Origin of the sequence: Streptomyces sp. NPDC006602 (assembly GCF_042870385.1) — a bacterium.
In the GTDB taxonomy this organism is placed as follows: domain Bacteria; phylum Actinomycetota; class Actinomycetes; order Streptomycetales; family Streptomycetaceae; genus Streptomyces.
The window spans coordinates 550,224-566,972 of the sequence record NZ_JBIAHG010000001.1; the positions used below are offsets into that span (position 1 = coordinate 550,224).

11 protein-coding genes are annotated in these 16,749 nt (G+C 70.2%); 6 read left to right on the forward strand and 5 right to left on the reverse strand.

All coding sequences use genetic code 11. From position 1 onward, the window contains the following. Positions 1 to 5 precede the first annotated feature (5 nt). The 3 genes from ACFYO2_RS02540 to ACFYO2_RS02550 all read left to right on the forward strand — a co-directional run bounded on the left by ACFYO2_RS02540 (position 6) and on the right by ACFYO2_RS02550 (position 3,722). Complete coding sequence (locus ACFYO2_RS02540; RefSeq protein WP_388342925.1) at positions 6 to 1,289, forward strand: sensor histidine kinase; 1,284 nt, start codon at positions 6 to 8, stop codon at positions 1,287 to 1,289. Continuing rightward, positions 1,274 to 1,927: a LuxR C-terminal-related transcriptional regulator gene (locus tag ACFYO2_RS02545; protein WP_388342926.1), complete on the forward strand. Its 654-nt coding sequence runs from the start codon at positions 1,274 to 1,276 to the stop codon at positions 1,925 to 1,927. Before ACFYO2_RS02540 ends, ACFYO2_RS02545 begins: the two co-directional genes overlap by 16 nt. Positions 1,928 to 2,129: 202 nt before the next feature. Next, positions 2,130 to 3,722 (forward strand): DUF1996 domain-containing protein, encoded by a 1,593-nt coding sequence (locus ACFYO2_RS02550; protein WP_388342929.1) that lies wholly within the window; start codon positions 2,130 to 2,132, stop codon positions 3,720 to 3,722. A 62-nt stretch (positions 3,723 to 3,784) separates the two neighbouring features. On the opposite strand, the gene ACFYO2_RS02555 is transcribed toward ACFYO2_RS02550, so the two are convergent. Then, positions 3,785 to 4,225 (reverse strand): hypothetical protein, encoded by a 441-nt coding sequence (locus ACFYO2_RS02555; RefSeq protein WP_388342932.1) that lies wholly within the window; start codon positions 4,223 to 4,225, stop codon positions 3,785 to 3,787. A 135-nt stretch (positions 4,226 to 4,360) separates the two neighbouring features. Here ACFYO2_RS02555 and ACFYO2_RS02560 point away from each other — a divergent pair, with 135 nt between their 5' ends. The 3 genes from ACFYO2_RS02560 to ACFYO2_RS02570 all read left to right on the forward strand — a co-directional run bounded on the left by ACFYO2_RS02560 (position 4,361) and on the right by ACFYO2_RS02570 (position 7,637). Further along, positions 4,361 to 4,861 carry a tetratricopeptide repeat protein gene (locus ACFYO2_RS02560; protein ID WP_388342935.1) on the forward strand — a complete coding sequence of 167 codons (501 nt, stop codon included), beginning with the start codon at positions 4,361 to 4,363 and terminating at the stop codon, positions 4,859 to 4,861. Between the two features lie 49 nt (positions 4,862 to 4,910). Beyond that, positions 4,911 to 6,854 carry a hypothetical protein gene (locus ACFYO2_RS02565; protein WP_388342938.1) on the forward strand — a complete coding sequence of 648 codons (1,944 nt, stop codon included), beginning with the start codon at positions 4,911 to 4,913 and terminating at the stop codon, positions 6,852 to 6,854. Between the two features lie 93 nt (positions 6,855 to 6,947). Beyond that, positions 6,948 to 7,637: a TetR/AcrR family transcriptional regulator gene (locus ACFYO2_RS02570; protein ID WP_388342941.1), complete on the forward strand. Its 690-nt coding sequence runs from the start codon at positions 6,948 to 6,950 to the stop codon at positions 7,635 to 7,637. A gap of 18 nt (positions 7,638 to 7,655) precedes the next feature. Here the strand turns inward: ACFYO2_RS02570 and ACFYO2_RS02575 are convergent, their stop codons facing one another. The 4 genes from ACFYO2_RS02575 to ACFYO2_RS02590 form a co-directional block, all read right to left on the reverse strand. Beyond that, positions 7,656 to 8,009 (reverse strand): 5-carboxymethyl-2-hydroxymuconate Delta-isomerase, encoded by a 354-nt coding sequence (locus tag ACFYO2_RS02575; RefSeq protein ID WP_388342944.1) that lies wholly within the window; start codon positions 8,007 to 8,009, stop codon positions 7,656 to 7,658. Between the two features lie 47 nt (positions 8,010 to 8,056). Beyond that, on the reverse strand, positions 8,057 to 9,679 hold the full coding sequence (locus ACFYO2_RS02580) for a SpoIIE family protein phosphatase (RefSeq protein WP_388342947.1): 1,623 nt from the start codon (positions 9,677 to 9,679) through the stop codon (positions 8,057 to 8,059). A gap of 71 nt (positions 9,680 to 9,750) precedes the next feature. Further along, positions 9,751 to 15,153 carry a pullulanase-type alpha-1,6-glucosidase gene (gene pulA / locus ACFYO2_RS02585; RefSeq protein ID WP_388342950.1) on the reverse strand — a complete coding sequence of 1,801 codons (5,403 nt, stop codon included), beginning with the start codon at positions 15,151 to 15,153 and terminating at the stop codon, positions 9,751 to 9,753. 106 nt (positions 15,154 to 15,259) lie between these two features. Beyond that, positions 15,260 to 16,642: an alpha-amylase family protein gene (locus tag ACFYO2_RS02590; protein WP_388342953.1), complete on the reverse strand. Its 1,383-nt coding sequence runs from the start codon at positions 16,640 to 16,642 to the stop codon at positions 15,260 to 15,262. Positions 16,643 to 16,749 lie beyond the last annotated feature (107 nt).

Here is a 16,749-nt window from a genome sequence, read left to right on the forward strand (position 1 = left end):
ACAGCATGAACACCGACACGAAAGACGGCGGCGGGAGTTCGAAGGCCCGGGGGATGGTGCTCGCCGCCGTGCAGGGGCTTGTGCTGGCCGTGGCGGTCCTGCCCTTCACGATCGCGTGCTACGTCCTGGCCCTCGTCTCCATCACGCTGATTCCGCTCGGCATCGGCGTCGTCACGACCCCGTGGATCCTGACCGGGGTGCGGGCCCTCGCGGACAACCGCCGTGAACTCGCGCAGAGGTGGTGCGGCATACACATACCCTCGGCGTACCGGCCGCTGCCCGAGACCGCCAACCCGTGGAAGCGCACCTACGCACTGCTGCGGGACCCGGCGACCTGGCGGGACGTGCGCTGGCTGCAGGTGGACATGACGGCGGGGTTCGTGACCGCGCTGCTGCCGACCGTCCTGGTCTTCTACCCCTTGGAGGGGTTCGCGCTGGCGGCCGGGCTGTGGCGGGCCGTGAGCGGCGCCGACGGCGCGTACTGGTACGGCTTCGTCCCGGTCGACGGACAGGCGTCCGCCTTCGGCGCCGCGGCTCTGGGCGCCGTCCTCCTCGTCGTCGGCCACCGGTACGCCGTGAGCGCGCTTCGGCTCCACTTCCGCCTCACCCGGGCGGTGCTCACCCCCAGCCAGGACGAACTGGCCGAGCGAGTAAGGGTGTTGACCGAGACCCGCCGCGACGCCGTGGACACCTCCGCCGCCGAACTGCGGCGCATCGAGCGCGATCTGCACGACGGGGCGCAGGCCCGGCTGGTCGCGATGGGCATGGACCTCGGGACGATCGAGATGCTCCTGGACAAGGACCCGGAGCAGGCGAAGAAGTTGCTCGCGCAGGCCCGTCAGTCGTCCGTGGACGCCCTCGTCGAGCTGCGGGACCTGGTGCGCGGCATCCATCCGCCGGTGCTCGCCGAGCGCGGACTGGGCGACGCCGTGAGGGCGTTGGCGCTGCGGCTGCCCGTCGCCACCGAGGTGCGGGTGGACCTGCCCGGCCGGGCGGACGCGCCCGTGGAGTCGGCGGCCTACTTCGCCATCAGCGAGGTGCTCACCAACGCGGTCAAGCACGCGGACGCCGACCGGATCTGGGTCGACCTGCATCACGTCGCGGAAGGCGCGGGCATGCTGCGGATCTCGGTCACCGACAACGGCAAGGGCGGCGCGACGACCGGAGCCGGTTCGGGCCTGGCCGGGGTCGAGCGGCGACTGGGTACATTCGACGGCGTCCTGGCCGTCAGCAGCCCCGCGGGCGGTCCCACCATGGTCACCATGGAGATCCCTTGCGTGTTGTCCTAGCCGAAGACCTGTTCCTGCTGCGCGACGGACTCGTCCGGCTCCTTCAGGCCTACGACTTCGAGATCGCCGCGGCCGTCGAGAGCGGGCCGGAGCTGGCCGCCGCGCTGGCCGAACTGGAGCCGGACGTCGCGGTGGTGGACGTACGACTGCCGCCGACGCACACGGACGAGGGGTTGCAGTGCGCGTTGAACGCCCGCCGGGACAGACCTGGCCTGCCGGTGCTGGTGCTGTCGCAGCACGTGGAGCAGCTGTACGCGCGTGAGCTGCTCGCCGACGGCAGTGGCGGGGTCGGCTATCTGCTCAAGGACCGGGTGTTCGACGCGGAGCAGTTCGTGGACGCGGTACGGCGGGTCGCGGCGGGCGGTACGGCGATGGACCCGCAGGTGATCCAGCAGTTGCTGTCCCGGCGGTCGGCCGCGGACCAGCCGCTCGGCCGGCTCACGCCCCGGGAACGCGAGGTGCTGGAACTGATGGCGCAGGGCCGCACCAACGCGGCGATCGCCGCCAAGCTCGTGGTCACGGAACGGGCCATCGCCAAGCACACCGCCAATATCTTCGCCAAACTGGGCCTGGAGGTGTCGGACGACGACAACCGTCGCGTCCTGGCGGTTCTCGCGTATCTCGACCACGGCCGCTGAAACCGGGACCCCGCCCGGGCACCCCCTGTGAGGGGTCATCAACTCCGCGTACTTGCGGGGCAGTTGAAACCGAATTGTCTCGCGAATCTCTCATCAATTTCTGAGACGGCTGAACACCTGTGGGACCACTTGCGTATTCAGGGGAGCCGCTTCACTCCTGTCGGGCGCCTCGATAGCCCCGCAAGGAAGTCAGAGGAGTTCCATGGGACGCAATACACGTAAACGCCGTACGCCGCTGGCCACCAAGGCCATAGCCGCATCGGCGGCCCTAGCGCTCGGTGGGGGCGGGCTGATCTGGGCGAACTTCTACGCTTCGGCGCACGAGTCGAACACCTCGTCGCAGAACCAGACCAAGGCCGCAGCCGCGCAGGTCGCCACCATCGCCTGCCCGGACGTGGGCCAGCAACTGACGGACGTGCCCGACAAGGCGCGTACCGGCGTCGACACGGAGCTGGCGAACCTCGACAAGCAGATCACCGAGGCCTACGCCCGTCTCGCCTCCACCCGCCAGGCGCAGACAGGCGACGCGAGCTTCGTACAGAACGCGATCGTCGGCCCGCTCAAGGAGAAGCGGGCCGCGACGATCGACCGCATCAGGATCGACATCCAGCGAGTCGGTGGCTCGGTGGACGCCAACTCGCTGAGCCAGCTCGCCCCCTGCACCACGCAGACCGCCGCCCCCGAGACCAACGCCGGCGAGGCCGACAACGGCCAGCAGGGCGACGGTCAGAACACCGGTGACCAACAGCAGGGCGGCGACGGCCAGGACGCCGGCGACCAGCAGCAGGGTGGCGACGGCCAGCAGCAGGGTGGCGACGGCCAGGACGCCGGCCAGCAGCAGGGCAACGGCGGCCAGGGCGGCAACGGCCCGGCGGCGGCGGACTTCGTGGACATCACGACGGTCCAGCAGAACGCCCAGGTGGGCGTGGGCGCGAACGGGCTCGCAGCGAACGGGAACAGCGGTTCGCGGGGCACCTTCACCTCGTCCTGCGGCACCAACGGGAACGACAACCACAACACGGACAACGTGATCGTCGCCCCCGGTGTCACCAACGGCGCGCACCACCTGCACGACTACGTCGGCAACCAGAACAACGACGCCTTCGCGAGTGACGAGGAGCTGGCGGCGGCCACCACCAGCTGCCAGAACCAGGGCGACAAGTCCTCGTACTTCTGGCCGGTGCTGCGTGTCCAGGACGGCACCCAGGACTTCGACCAGAACAACGACGGCGGCGGCAAGGAGGGCAACGTCGGCAAGATCCTCCAGCCCGCCCAGGCGCAGCTCAAGTTCGTCGGCAACAAGAAGGGCAAGGTCGTCGCGATGCCGTCGGCCCTGCGCATCATCACCGGTGACGCGAAGGCGTTCGTCAACGGCAACGCCAACGCCAACGTGAACTGGAGCTGCACCGGCTTCGAGAACAAGGTGCAGCTGAAGGACCAGTACCCGATCTGCCCCGAGGGCAGCCAGGTGGTCCGGACGACCAACTTCCAGAGCTGCTGGGACGGCCAGAACATCGACAGCGCCAACCACCGCACCCACGTGGCGTTCGTCCAGGCCGACGGCACCTGCGCCAATGGCTTCAAGGCGATCCCCCAGCTCCAGGTCAAACTGGTCTACGACGTACCGGCCCCGACGCTCGAGAACGGCGCGGTCGTGAACCCGTATGCGGTGGACACCTTCCCGGAGCAGCTGCACAAGCCGATCACCGACCACAACGACTTCATCAACTTCTTCTCCACGAACCTGATGAACAAGATGGTCAACTGCATCAACACCGGCAAGAAGTGCAAGTAGCGCACTGAGAGAGCCGGCGGTGAGGATTCCTCACCGCCGGCTCTTTCGTGTGCCGGTGCTGGTCAGTGACCGGAGTGCGTCGCGCTCTCGGAGGGCTCGTGCGACTCGTGCGCGGAGTGGTCCGTGCCTTCTTCGATGTCGCCGCCGAGCGTGTCCCGCAGCGCCGTCACCGTGCTGGTCTCGCCCACGGCCACCCACTTGCGGCCGACCAGGTAGTGACCGCCGTAGTCCTTGGCCCCGTTGATCCACTCGCGCTGGCCGCGGTCGGTGCTGAAGGTCGCGAGGATGAACTTGCCGGCCTCGGACTTCTGGCAGACGGCCTGGCGGATCTCGTCGGCGTCGGTCTGCATGTTCGGCGTGCACTTCACCTCGGCGGCCAGGTGCTCCAGGCTGCCGGTGGCCGTCTCGGGCACGGCGTCCTGTTCCTCGCCGGATCCGCAGCCCGCCAGCGCCAGCGCCAGCGCCGCGCCGCTCAGCGCGAGCATCGGTCGGGTCACCCTCATCTGTTCCTCCGGTCGCCTGCATCGGACCATGCCTCGGCCGGGCCCGGCAAGGGGCCCGTCCCCTTCGGTACGGCTCCGGGGCCCACCGTGCTCAATTCGCCACCCCGACGGGCACACCCGTGCGAAAGTGTCCCGGTGAACCAGGACTGGGAAGACCGCGTGATCGCCGCTTGGGCGACCTTCGACGACTACGCCGAGGACGATGCCGCCGACTTCCGCGCGGTGATCGACGCACTCGTCGCCGAGCTGCCGTCGGACAGCCCGCTCGGCCCCTTCGAACAGGCCTGCGCCTGGGACTCGACGGGCCACTCGGACAAGGCCGTTCCGCTGTACCGGGAGGCGATCGCGCGCGGCCTCGACGGCTACAAGGGGCGGCGCGCCAAGATCCAGCTCTCCAGCTCCCTGCGGAACATCGGGCAGGCGGCGGAGGGTGTCAAGCTGCTGACACCCGAACTGGACGGTCCTTCGGACGAGTTGGACGACGCGGTACGCGCGACGCTCGCCCTGTGTCTGTCGAGTCTCGGCCGCGACCGCGAGGGCCTCTCCCTCGTCCTGGGCGCCCTCGCCCCCCATCTGCCGTGCTACCGGCGGTCGATGGCGAACTACGCGCGGGCCCTGGTCGCACCCGAGGGTTGAGTCCCCCGGGTGGCGGTGACCAACCACCGATTCGCTCGTTCTGCTGAACGTGCAGTCACAGGATGTCGCCCCGCGCCCCGCACCCGGCTCCGGCTCCGCCACCGCTTCCTCGTCGTCCGACCCGCTCGTCGACGTCGAGCAGGCCGAGGCGGCGCTCGTCGAGCACTACCCCCGCCTCGTCCGGCTCGCCTATCTGGTGCTGCCGACCGGCCTCGGCCGCAACCGGCGCGTCCTGACCGCGCACGCGCTCACCCAGCGCGCCCTGCCCCGGGGCCGGACGCCCGCGCCGGTGATCCCGGCCCAGTCGACGGGCCGCGAGGCCGACCCCGGCTACGCCTTCGTCCGCCTCCAGGTGCTGCGTACCGCACTGGAGGCCGGCCTGCCGCTGACCTTCAGGACGTGGCCCAAGCGGTCCCAGCTGCCGCCGCTGCTCCCCCAGGTGTGGGGCCTGCGCCTCTTCCCGCGCTCCGGCGGCGCCGACGAACTCACCCTGGACCAGCGGCTGTCCGCCCTGTCCGGTCCGGCCCGCGCCGCGTACGTGCTGCGCGGCCTGGAGAAACTCCCGGACGGCGACGTACGCGAGGTACTGACGGCCGCGGGCGCCGACGACGTGGACGCCGCGCTGGACGAGGCCGCCGCGGTCCCCGCGCAGTACGCGCTGCTCGACTCCCCCGAGTTCGACCCCTGTTCGCTGCAGGCGCGGCCCACCGACCTGATGCGGCGCCGGCAGCACATGAAGGCCGCCCTCGCCGCCGCGGCGGCCGTCGCCGTGTGCGGGGCGCTGCTCGGCATGCCCGGCGACGGCTGGGCACCCGACGGCGCCGCCGCCCCGTCGTACGCGCAGAACCCGGCGGCCCAGGCCGCCCTGGATCCCGGTCGGTTGACCAAGGTCCCGGCCACCGCGTGGCAGTCCGCCGCGCGCACCGACTTCTCCGTCTGGCCCGCCCGCGGCGAGCTCACCGGCGACAAGGCGCTGCTGCGCCGCGCCCTCGCCGTCTGGGCCCGCCCCGGCGAGACCGTCCAGGTCTCCGCCACCCCAGGCACCCCGTCGGGCGGCCCGGCCGGCCCGCCGCAGCTGCTGTACGCCGGGGACGTGGACAACGCGCGCGTGGTGATCCTCTACGACGGTCTGCGCATCGCCCGGTACGCCGAACCGAAGGACAGCACGAAGGGTGCCGCCCTCGACTTCGCGCGGGTCGACGGCGCGACCGGCGCCGGGGCGAGCGCGGTGGTGCTGGGCCGGGCCGACGGCAACGTCCGTTATCTGACGGCCCCTTGGGTGAAGAAGGCGGCCGAGCGGGACCTGCTGAAGCCGGGCTCGGGAGCGATGGACCTCACCCTGACGGACGGCGTCACCTCACCGCTGGCCAGCGCCGCCCAGCAGACCGGCGCCTGCACCTCGTGGAACGCGCTCCAGCTGACGGACGCCACCGGCACCCGCCTGTCGACCGACCTCGGCGAACTGGTTCCGGCCCGCCTCACCACCGGTCGCCCGGGCTCGGAGCGCAACGCGTCCGGTGCGGCGGCTCAGCGGGCCTGGGCACCCTTCGTCTGCTCCCTGTCCGCCGTGCGCTCACAGGGCGTACGGTCCGTGAACGCCTGGGAGTACGCCAGGCAGCCGCTGCCGGACGCGAGCGGCTCGGCCTCGTGGGTGTGCACCCGCGCCGAGACCTGGCGCGGCGGCGGCACCCGCGTGCTGGCGCAGTTCCGCACGCCGGGCGGGCCGTACGGGGCGGTCGCGGCGAAGGCCGAGAACGTACCGGCCTGCGGCCCGCACGACCCGCATGTGCTGGCCGGGGTGCTGTGGAAGTCGGAGGCGGGGTCCTGGTACCTGCTGGCGGCCGGCGACCGGGACACGGCGTCGATCACGACGACGGGCGGCGTCGGCGGCTTCACGCAGGGCAACCTGCTGGCCGTGAAGACGAAGGCAGGAGCTCAGGCCGGCCTGAAGGGGACGTTGGAGAGCGGACGGCCGATCGACGCCCTGCGCTGACTGACACCGCGGTGATCGTCTCGTGCCGGATACGTGAACACCCCTGGCCGGTCCGGTCCGTTCGGGGCCGGATCCGATCGGTAAGGTGTTCGTATGACTACCGGGGTACGCCGCAGATTGGGTGTCGAGGAGCGGCGGCAGCAGTTGATCGGCGTCGCCCTCGACCTGTTCAGCCGTCGCTCGCCCGACGAGGTCTCCATCGACGAGATAGCCGCGGCCGCCGGCATCTCACGCCCGCTGGTCTACCACTACTTCCCCGGCAAACTCAGCCTGTACGAGGCCGCCTTGAAGCGTGCGTCGGAGGATCTGGCGAGTCGGTTCGTCGAGCCGCGGGAGGGTCCGCTGGGGGCCCGGCTACTGCGGGTGATGCACCGGTTCTTCGACTTCGTCGACGATCACGGGCCCGGTTTCTCGGCGTTGATGCGCGGCGGCCCGGCCGTCGGCTCCTCGACGACGAACGCGCTCATCGACTCCGTACGGCAGGCCGCGTATGACCAGATCCTTTCGCATCTGCGCGTCGAGAACCCGCCCGCCCGACTGGAACTGGTCATCCGTTCCTGGATCTCGCTCGCCGAGTCGACCGCGCTGATCTGGCTGGACGGCCGGCGCATCCCGCGCCGCGAGCTGGAGGCCCAGCTCGTGCACGACTTCGCCGCGCTGGCCGCCGTGAGCGCCGCCTACGACGAGGAGATGGCCGCGCTGATCCGCCACATGTTCAAGGAGGAACCGACCGACGGCCCGTTCACCGACCTGGTCGCCCGGCTGATCGCGCTGGGCTCCTGAGCGGTCCGAGGAGGCCGCTCAGCGTTCCAGCTTGCGGTACGACGGGTCCAGGTCGCGGACCTCGACGGCGGCGTGCAGGGCGAGACCGTCGTCCTCCACGTGCTTGGGCAGCAGCGCCACGACGGCCTCGGTCAGCCTCGCCTTGGTCTCGTCGGTGCGCCCGGCGAGCAGGCCGATCGTGACGTGGACGACCGCGTGCCCCTCGTCCTCGGAGCCGACCAGTGTGTACTCGCTGCGACGGAACTGCGTCTTGCACGCCTCCGGCTTCGCCGCCGCGATCTCGACGGCCGCCGCGTGCAGGGCCTGGGCGAAACCGGCCCGGTCGAAGGCTGGAGCCATCTCGGCGGAGTAGTCGACGATGATCTGCGGCATGGGCACTCCTGTTCTAGGACGACGGGGACCACCTTAATGCCGGGGCTCTAGTTCTTCAGTTGCAGCGCCAGCATCGCGATGTCGTCCTCGCGCTCGTGGCCGAAGCAGGCCAGGAGTGTGTCGCACAGGGCGTCCAGGCCGGGCAGCGAGCCGGTGGCGGCCGCGCGGAGGTGCTCCATCGAGACCTCCAGGTCCGTGCCCCGGTTCTCGATCAGGCCGTCGGTGACCATGAGGAGCCGGTCGGTGGGTTCGAGGAACAGCTCGGTGGGCGGCGGATGGGGCAGGCCCACGCCGAGCAGCGGACCGGAGACCTTGGTGTAGTCGGCGCTGCCGGTGTCCCGGATGATCAGCGGCGGGATGTGGCCCGCGTTGGCGATGCGGGTGCGCCCGGTGGCGGGGTCGATCAGGGCCAGGCAGACGGTGGCCGTGACGTCGGGGTGGTAGTTCTGCAGCATCCGGTCGAGGCGCTCGGCGAGCACGGCCGGGTCGCTCTCCTCCAGGCAGTAGGCGCGCAGCGCGTGCCGGATCTCGACCATGACCGTCGCCGCCTCCAGCGAGTGCCCGACGACGTCACCGACCGCGGCGAGCCCTCCGTCGCGGGTGCGCAGCACGGCGTAGAAGTCGCCGCCGATCTCGGTCTCCCGGGAGGCGGGCACGTAGCGGACCACGACGTCCACGCCCGGCAGGTCGGGCAGCCGGTGCGGCTGGGGCAGGAAGCTGTGCTGGAGGGTGAGGGCGACGTGCCGCTCGACCTGGTACATGAGCAGCGGCTCGGCGGCGAGCGCGGTGGCCTGGGCCAGCCGGGCGAGCAGGGCCTCGGCCTCGGGGCCCGCCCGGCGCAGCCCGCGGGTGGGCGCGGCCAGGCACACCGGGGCCTTGCCGTCCTGGGTGACGACCAGTGCCAGCCGGGCGTCGTGCTGCACGCCGGGCCGGAAGAACCCGGCGGGCCACAGCGGTGCGGGCACCGTGGTGAGCTGTACCCCGGCCTGCCCGCGGGTGAGCCGCCGCAGCAGACCGGCCACGGTCCGGTGGGCGCCCTCGTCCGGCAGGGCGACCGAGCTGCGGTCCGAGGAGAGGCCGCAGTACAGTTCGTCGTCCTGGTCGAGGAGGAAGACGGCGGCGGGCGAGCCGGTGAGCCGCGCGGTGCCGTCGGCGGCGGCGTCGGCGAGTTCCTGCACGGAGCGTGCCGCCTGGATGGTGACGATCGTCTCCGAGAGCAGCGTCAGCCGCCGCACCAGCGCCTGGCCGTCGGCCCGCAGCCTGGCTGCCCGCACCGCGGCCCGGACCGCCGCCTCGATCTCCTCGGGCTCGGCGGGCATGGTCAGAAAGGCCTCGGCGCCCTCGTCCAGCGCCTCGCAGCGGTTACCCGGGACCACGGACACGGCCGAGCAGTGCACGACGGGCAGGCCGGCCATGCGCGGCCGTTCCTTGAGCAGGCGGCACAGTTCGAAGCCGCTCATGTCCGGCAGGTTCACGTCGATCAGGGCCACGTCGGGGAGGTTCCCCTTGCGCAGCCGTTCGTCGATCTCGTCGAGCGCCTCGGAGCCGGTGGCGACCGGGACGACCCGGTGACCGGCGCGCCTCAGCACGGCGGCCAGGGCGTACCGGCTGTCCGCCGTGTCGTCCACGACCAGCACGGTCGTGCCTGTCTGCTTGTCGTTGACGTCCATCTGTCACCCCTCGGACACAACGGCGGGGCAGACCGGGGTACGGGGTCTGCCCCACCAAGGTAATGCCCTTGTCAGGAAACCGGGGAGAATACCGCCACGGTCCGCCCAGGAACGGCGAAGGTGCCCGATACCCGCTCGTAGGACGAGGACTTGACGACGGAGTCCGCGCCCGACGCCTGCACCGGGTGCAGCCGGTAGCCGGCTCCGGCGAGCGCGCCGACCTGCTGCTCCTGGGTCGTGGGCGTCGCGTTGAACACGACGACCAGGTCCCCGAGGGTCATGGTGATCACGCCGGGAGTCTCGTCCTTCCCGGACAGCGGGAAGAAGAGCTTCGACCGCACCTGGCCGGCCGTGTCGAGGGAGAAGTCCTGCTCCGTCGTACGGATCTTCAAGAGGTCCTGGTACGCCGCCGAGGTGCCCTCGATCTGCGGGCAGCCGACGCCGACCGCGCCCAACAGGGGTTTGGCGTAAGGCCACTTGGAGGCGTTGTCGGCGGCCGTCGGCAGTCCGCGTCCGAAGCCGTTGCCGTCCCGGCAGTTCCAGTGGACGGCGTTGAACCAGTCGCCGCTGTCGTAGGAGTTGCGGTCGAGGGACTTGGAGCGCAGCAGGTCGGTGCCCGCCTGGGAGAGGGCCGGGCCCTGCGAGAGGGTGGCCGTCGCCAGGGCGAGGACCTGCATCCGGGCGCGGTCGGACGCGGACGTGCCCGCGGGCAGTTTGTAGGTCAGCGCGTCGAACAGCGTCTCGTTGTCGTGCGCGTCGGCGTACGCGAGGGCGTCGCCGGGGGCGTCCGCGTACCCGGCGGGTTGGCCGTTGTAGTCGACCTCGGCGCCGGTGACCTCCTTGCCTTCGGTGTCGGTGAAGGTGAACGCCTTGAGGTTGCCGGAGAGCCCCACCTTGATCAGGTCCTGGTAGTGGAGGAGGCGGGCCTTCTGCTCTTCGGGCGTCCCCTTGCCCGTGGACGAATTGGGGTCGGTGTACAGCCCGGACGCGAAGCCCTGGACGCCCGGGTCCTCGTCGAACGGGCCGCCGCCGCGCACGGCGTCACGGGCGCGGTCGGAGAAGGTGGCGACACCGGTTCCGGCCATGTTCCGCTGCGTGGCCTGGACGAAGCGGGCGTCGTCGGCGACCTCGCCGAAGTTCCAGCCCTCGCCGTACAGGATGATCTTCTTGCCGTCGACGCCGTCCTCGGCGACGGTCAGCGCGTCGAGGGCCTTCCTGACCGCGAGGATGTTGGCCTTCGGGTGGTGGCCCATGAGGTCGAAGCGGAAGCCGTCGACCTTGTACTCCTTGGCCCAGGTGACGATCGAGTCGACGACCAGCTTGCCCATCATGGCGTTCTCGGTGGCCGTGTTGGCACAGCAGGTGCTGTTCGCGACCGAGCCGTCCGCGAGGAGCCGCTGGTAGTAGCCGGGGACGATCCGGTCGAGGACGCTGGTGTCCGCCTGGCCGCTCGCCGCCGTGTGATTGTAGACGACGTCCATGACGACCCTCAGGCCGTCCTCGTTCAGCGCCTTGACCATCTCGCGGAACTCGACGGTACGGGCCGTGCCGTCGGGGTTCGTCGCGTACGAGCCCTCGGGGACCGTGTAGTGGTACGGGTCGTAGCCCCAGTTGTAGGCGTCCTTCGCGGCCACCGCGGCGACGCATGACTGCTGCTTGTCCGAGTCGGCCGGGTAGGAAGCCAGGTCGCAGTCGACGGTCGCCTGGTCGGACTTCTTCTCCGGAATGGTGGCGATGTCGAACGCCGGGAGGAGATGGACGTACGACGTCCCGGCCTTCGCCAGCTCCCGCAGGTGCTTCGAGCCGTCGCTGTCCTTGTCGGTGAAGGCGAGGTAGGTGCCGGGGTCGGCAGCCGTCTTGTCCGCGACCGAGAAGTCGCGGATGTGCAGCTCCTGGATCTGGGCGTCCCTGAGGGCAACCGCCTTGGGCTTGACCAGCGAGGACCACCCCTTGGGGGCGAGGGACCGGTCGTCGAGATCGACGACCAGGCTGCGCTCGGAGTCGGTGGTCAGGGCGAGGGAGTAGGGGTCGGTGACCTTGTTGGTGACGACCTTGCGGACACTGGGCGCCCAGACCGTCACGACGTACCGATAGGCCTTGTTCTTCCAGGACTTGGAGCCGGTGACGGACCAGACGCCGGTGGTGGTGTCGCGCTTCATGGCGACGGTGGAGCCGTCGAGTTCCAAGGCGACCTTCTGGGCGGTCGGTGCCCAGACCGCCAGCGTCGGCCGGCCGTTGTGGAACGTCGGCCCGAGCTCCGCCTTCGTCGCCGCGGGGTACAGATCGTCGAGTACGCCGGCGAGCTGGACGCCCGTCGCGGCGAGCACGGCCCCGTTCGCGGCCCGCTGCGAGGCGACGACCTGCCCGCCGAGGGACTCGCGCACCCGGTCGCGGTCGCGCGGGTCGACGGACCAGGCGGTGTGGTCCTTGAGGTGCGGGAACTTGGCCTTCTGGGCGTCGGTGAGGGCGCTCTTGGAGAGGCGCAGCCATGTGGCCGGCCCGGTGAGCGTGCCGTTGTCGACGGAGATCGAGCCGTCGCGGGAGTACAGCAGCTGGGTGGAGGCGGCCGCCTCGGAGCCGTTCCAGGCGACCGTGTTCCGGTCGATCCAGACGGCCTTGGAGGTGGTCAGGTCGAGTGCGGCGGCCGAGCCGGCCGGCTGTGGGAGCAGGTACTTCTCCTGGCCGTTCAGCAGCCACACCTCGTGGCCGTTCGCCGTGAGGTCGAGCGACTGGTCGGTGGGCAGGTCCTTCTCGTCGCCCTTGTGGATGATGTAACTGAGGCTGCCCGCCCCCTCGGTGAGCGGTACCTCGAAGACCGCGCCATAGCTGTCGGTCCTCACCGGCTTCAGGGGGTTCGACCAGTCGGTGGGATGGGCGGCGCCCGACCAGACGTGCAGCCCCCAGCCGTCGTAGTTCCCGTCGGCGCGGTGGTAGTGCAGTACGGCCTTGGACTTGTCCTGGGCCGGGTAGTCGGGCCGCTGTGTCTGTACGGTCTCCTTGCCCTGCTCGATCCAGATCTCGCCGGTCTTGGTGACGTCGATCGTGCGGTCGGCGGAGACGTCCTTGGTGCCGTCCTTGTCGATGACGAGGAAGCCCACGTTCGAGGCGCCGGGCTTCAGCTTGACGTAGGCGAAGGCTCCGTAGGCGTCCCGGCCGGCGAACGGGTGGCTGTCGGGCCACTCGGTCGACTCGCCGTCGGCGAGGTCGCCCCAGGCGTACAGGCCCCAGCCGTCGTAGTCGCCGTCGGTGCGCTTGTAGTGGACGACCGCGTAGTCGCGGGAGGAGGCGGAGGGGATCTCCTCGGCCGGCGGGGTGCCGGTGGTGCTGTCGGCGGTGGCGCTCGACGTGCGGCCGGCCGAGTCGACGACCACCGCCTTGTAGCGCAGGGCGGTTCCGGCCGGTACGTCCTTGCCGATGGTCTGCGTGACCTTGTACGGGGCGTGGTCGGCGGAGCCGAGGGTCCGCCACTTTCCGTTGCCGACCTGGGCGGCGAAGACGACGCGGTTGAGCCGGCCGCCGTCCAGGTCCGCGGTGAGCTCGACGGTGCCGGTGGCGCCGGTGGCGGGGGCCTTGAGGGTGATCGTCGGCTTGGCTGCGGGCTCGGCGGGCCTGCCGGCCGCCTTGAGGACGATCGCCGAACCGGCCGGGACGGTGACGGTGATCTTCTTGTCGGCGGCGGAGGTCGTCCGTGCGGAACTCCCGTAGATCCCCTGGAAGTTCATGCCCGCCGTGGCGGTCGCGAAGGTCGCCGTCCTCGCCTCGTCGGCGTTGTTGAAGGCGACGACGTACTCGGTCCGGTCGGCGGCGGTGCTGGTCCGGGAGAAGGCGTAGACGCCGGAGCCGTCGGCCGCGTACCGCTCCGTCTGGATGCCGTCCGTCAGCGCCGGGTTGGCCTTGCGGAGCCCGGCGAGTTCGGAGATCTGCCGGTACAGCGGCGCGCTCTTGTCGTAGGCGTCGCTCGCGTGGGTGCGGTCGGTGCCGATCTCTTCGTCGTCGAGGTAGTCGGCGGTACGGGACGCGAACATCGTCTGGCGGGCGTCCTTGTCGCCGCCGGCGCCGGTGAAGCCCTGTTCGTCGCCGTAGTAGACGACGGGGTTGCCGCGGCTGAGGAACATCAGCTCGTTGGCGAGCCGGTCCTTGGCGAGCAGCTCGGCGTCCGTCGCCTGCGGGTTGTCCTGGCCCAGGAAGTACCCGATGCGGCCCATGTCGTGGTTGCCGAGGAAGGTGACCTGCTCGTACGCGTTGGCCTTGTCGGTCGTGTACTTGTAGTCGTCGGCGAAGACCGAGGCGAGCTTGTGCGCGCTGCCGCTCTGGGAGGCGTACTGCCGGGCCGCCTCCTGGAAGGGGAAGTCGAGCGTGGCGTCGAGGCGGCCCTGGGTGACGTACGGCGAGGTGATCGACGTGTCGGCGGAGTACACCTCGCCGAACATGAAGAAGTCGTCCCGGCCCTGCTTGGCCGCGTAGGCGTCCAGGGCCGTCGCCCACTGGGTCCAGAACTCCATGTTCACGTGCTTCACGGTGTCGATCCGGAAGCCGTCGATGTCGAAGTCCCGCACCCAGCGCCGGTAGATCCTCTCCATCCCGCTGACGACCTCGGGACGCTCGGTCCACAGGTCGTCGAGTCCGGAGAAGTCTCCGTACGTGGTCGACTCACCGGCGTAGGTCGAGTCACCGCGGTTGTGGTACATCGTCCGGTCGTTGAGCCAGGAAGGCACCTTGGCGTTCTTCTTCGCGTCGGCCACGACGGGCGTACGCGGGAACGAGTCGGCGTCGACCGCCGGGAAGTCCTCGCTGCCGTCCGCGTGGTCGGCGTCGTCGAAGGGCTCGCCGTCCTTGGTCAGGTACGGGAACGCGCCCTTGGAGAGGTAGTCGTAGGACTTCTCCTCGTAGTCGACGACGTCGGCGGTGTGGTTGGTGATGACGTCGAAGAAGACCTTCATGCCCTTGGCGTGCGCCTTGGAGATGAGGGTCTCCAGGTCCTTGTTGGTGCCGAAGTGCGGGTCGACCTGGGTGAAGTCGGTGATCCAGTAGCCGTGGTAGCCGGCGGAGGCGTTGTTCCCCGTGCCCTGCACGGGCTGGTTCTTGAAGATGGGGGCCATCCAGATGGAGGTGGTGCCGAGGCCCTTGATGTAGTCGAGCTTCTTGGTCAGGCCCTTGAGGTCGCCGCCCTGGTAGAAGCCCTTGTCGGTGGGGTCGTAGCCGGTGCTGAGGCGGGAACCGGTCAGGCCGCCCCGGTCGTTGCCGGTGTCGCCGTTGGCGAAGCGGTCCGGCAGGACGAAGTAGAACTGCTCACGGGTGGCGTCGTGCCGGGCGGGCTCGGCGGCGAGCTTCGCGTCGGACGGCGGTGGGGGCGGGGTGTCCGCCCGGGCGGCCAGGGGCTGGACGAGCGCTGCGGCCAACGCGGTCACGGTGACCGCAGCGACCCGGCCTGCCTGGGCAGTACGGCGCCGGGGCGCCGACCATCTCGGTATCACGGACGTGGACTCCTTGCGATGACGGCTGACGTGGGTCCGACCCCGCGCGACCGTATCGCCGAGGAAACACTTACAGCAAGAGAGCTGAAAGCAATGGAAAGAACTTTCAGCAGCTCGACTTGCTCGCGTAGATCGCCAGGGCCGTGTCGGCGCCGAGCGTCGCGGTGAATTGGCCGCTCGAGTTCACCGTCACCGTCGTGTTGTTCTGCACGTTGCAGTACGTCCCCGCGGGCAGCGAGGTCTGGTAGGTCCGGCTCAGGCCGCTCGACTCGTGGTTGACGGCGACGTAGCCCTTGGCTCCCCGCCCGAAGGCGATGGCGTCGGCGCCGTTGTCCCACCAGTCGGTGAGCGACTCGCCGCGCACGGCGTTGCGGAAGGCGACCATGCGCAGGATCTCCGGCCAGGCGTGCTGGCATTTCCAGCCGTCCTGCCAACAGGCGTTCACCGCACCGCCGTTGGGGGGCCCGGCGTCCGTGTCGGAGTACTCGTAGCCGGAGTTGATGTCCGGGGCGCCGTAGGGGTGGGCGAGCATGAAGACGTTGGCGAGCGTGTAGGCGGCGCCGGCCTTGTAGTTCAGGGTGCTGCCGTTGCGCTCGGTGTCGTGGTTGTCGACGAAGACACCGGAGACGGAGCTGTTCAGGTAGCCCCAGCCCTCGCCGTAGTTCTTCAGGTAGGCGAGGTTCTCGCTGTTGAAGACCCGCTTGAGGTCGTAGGCGTAGCGGAACTCCTGCACGTCGCCGTTGCCGGTGTACTCGGTCGGCTGGACGGCCTCTCCGCTGCCGTAAATGACCTCCTGCTTCCAGTACACGGACGGGTTCGACAGCCGCGATTTGATGTTCGCCAGGTCGGTCGCCGGAATGTGCTTGGCCGCGTCGATACGGAAGCCGTCGACACCGTACCCGAGCAGGGAGTTCAGGTAGCCGGCGATCGCCGAGCGGACGTACTCCTCCCCCGTGTCCAGGTCGGCGAGGCCGACTAGTTCGCAGTTCTGGACGTCGGCGCGGTTGGTGTAGTCGCTGATCCTCGCCGTGCAGTCGTCGAAGTCGTACGAGGAGTACAGGCCCGGGTAGTCGTACTTCGTGTACGACGAGCCGCCGGTGCCGGTGCCGCTGCCTGCCGACATGTGGTTGACGACCGCGTCGACGACGACCTTCACGCCCGCCGCATGACACGTGTCGACCATGTTCCTGAAGGCGGTGGCGTCACCGAGCCGCCCGGCGATCCGGTAGCTGACCGGCTGGTACGAGGTCCACCACTGCGAGCCCTGTATGTGCTCGGCGGGCGGGGAGACCTGGACGTATCCGTACCCGGCGGGGCCGAGGGTGTGGGTGCACTCCTTGGCGACCGAGGCGAAGTTCCACTCGAAGAGGACGGCGGTGACGTCCTTGGTGCCGGGTGGCGTTGCCTGTGCGGTGCCGGCGGGGGCGACGATCGCGGCTGCCGCGCCCGCCACGAGGGCGCATGCTCCGGCGAGAGCTCTTCTGGCCATGCGGGGGCCCCTTCTCCATTGAAGGTTCTTGCGTTGAAGGTTCTTGCTGAAAACTTGCAAGCCGTGCGGTGCCGCAGATCGTAGAGGCCCGCCTCCGCAAGCGGAAG

What these genes read in the sequence shown, in the direction of transcription:
- ACFYO2_RS02580 (WP_388342947.1), bottom strand. Translation starts at nt 9,679, where the DNA reads ATGGACGTCAACGACAAGCAGACAGGCACGACCGTGCTGGTCGTGGAC.
- ACFYO2_RS02540 (WP_388342925.1), top strand. Translation starts at nt 6, where the DNA reads ATGAACACCGACACGAAAGACGGCGGCGGGAGTTCGAAGGCCCGGGGG.
- ACFYO2_RS02575 (WP_388342944.1), bottom strand. Translation starts at nt 8,009, where the DNA reads ATGCCGCAGATCATCGTCGACTACTCCGCCGAGATGGCTCCAGCCTTC.
- ACFYO2_RS02590 (WP_388342953.1), bottom strand. Translation starts at nt 16,642, where the DNA reads ATGGCCAGAAGAGCTCTCGCCGGAGCATGCGCCCTCGTGGCGGGCGCG.
- ACFYO2_RS02550 (WP_388342929.1), top strand. Translation starts at nt 2,130, where the DNA reads ATGGGACGCAATACACGTAAACGCCGTACGCCGCTGGCCACCAAGGCC.
- ACFYO2_RS02570 (WP_388342941.1), top strand. Translation starts at nt 6,948, where the DNA reads ATGACTACCGGGGTACGCCGCAGATTGGGTGTCGAGGAGCGGCGGCAG.
- ACFYO2_RS02555 (WP_388342932.1), bottom strand. Translation starts at nt 4,225, where the DNA reads ATGAGGGTGACCCGACCGATGCTCGCGCTGAGCGGCGCGGCGCTGGCG.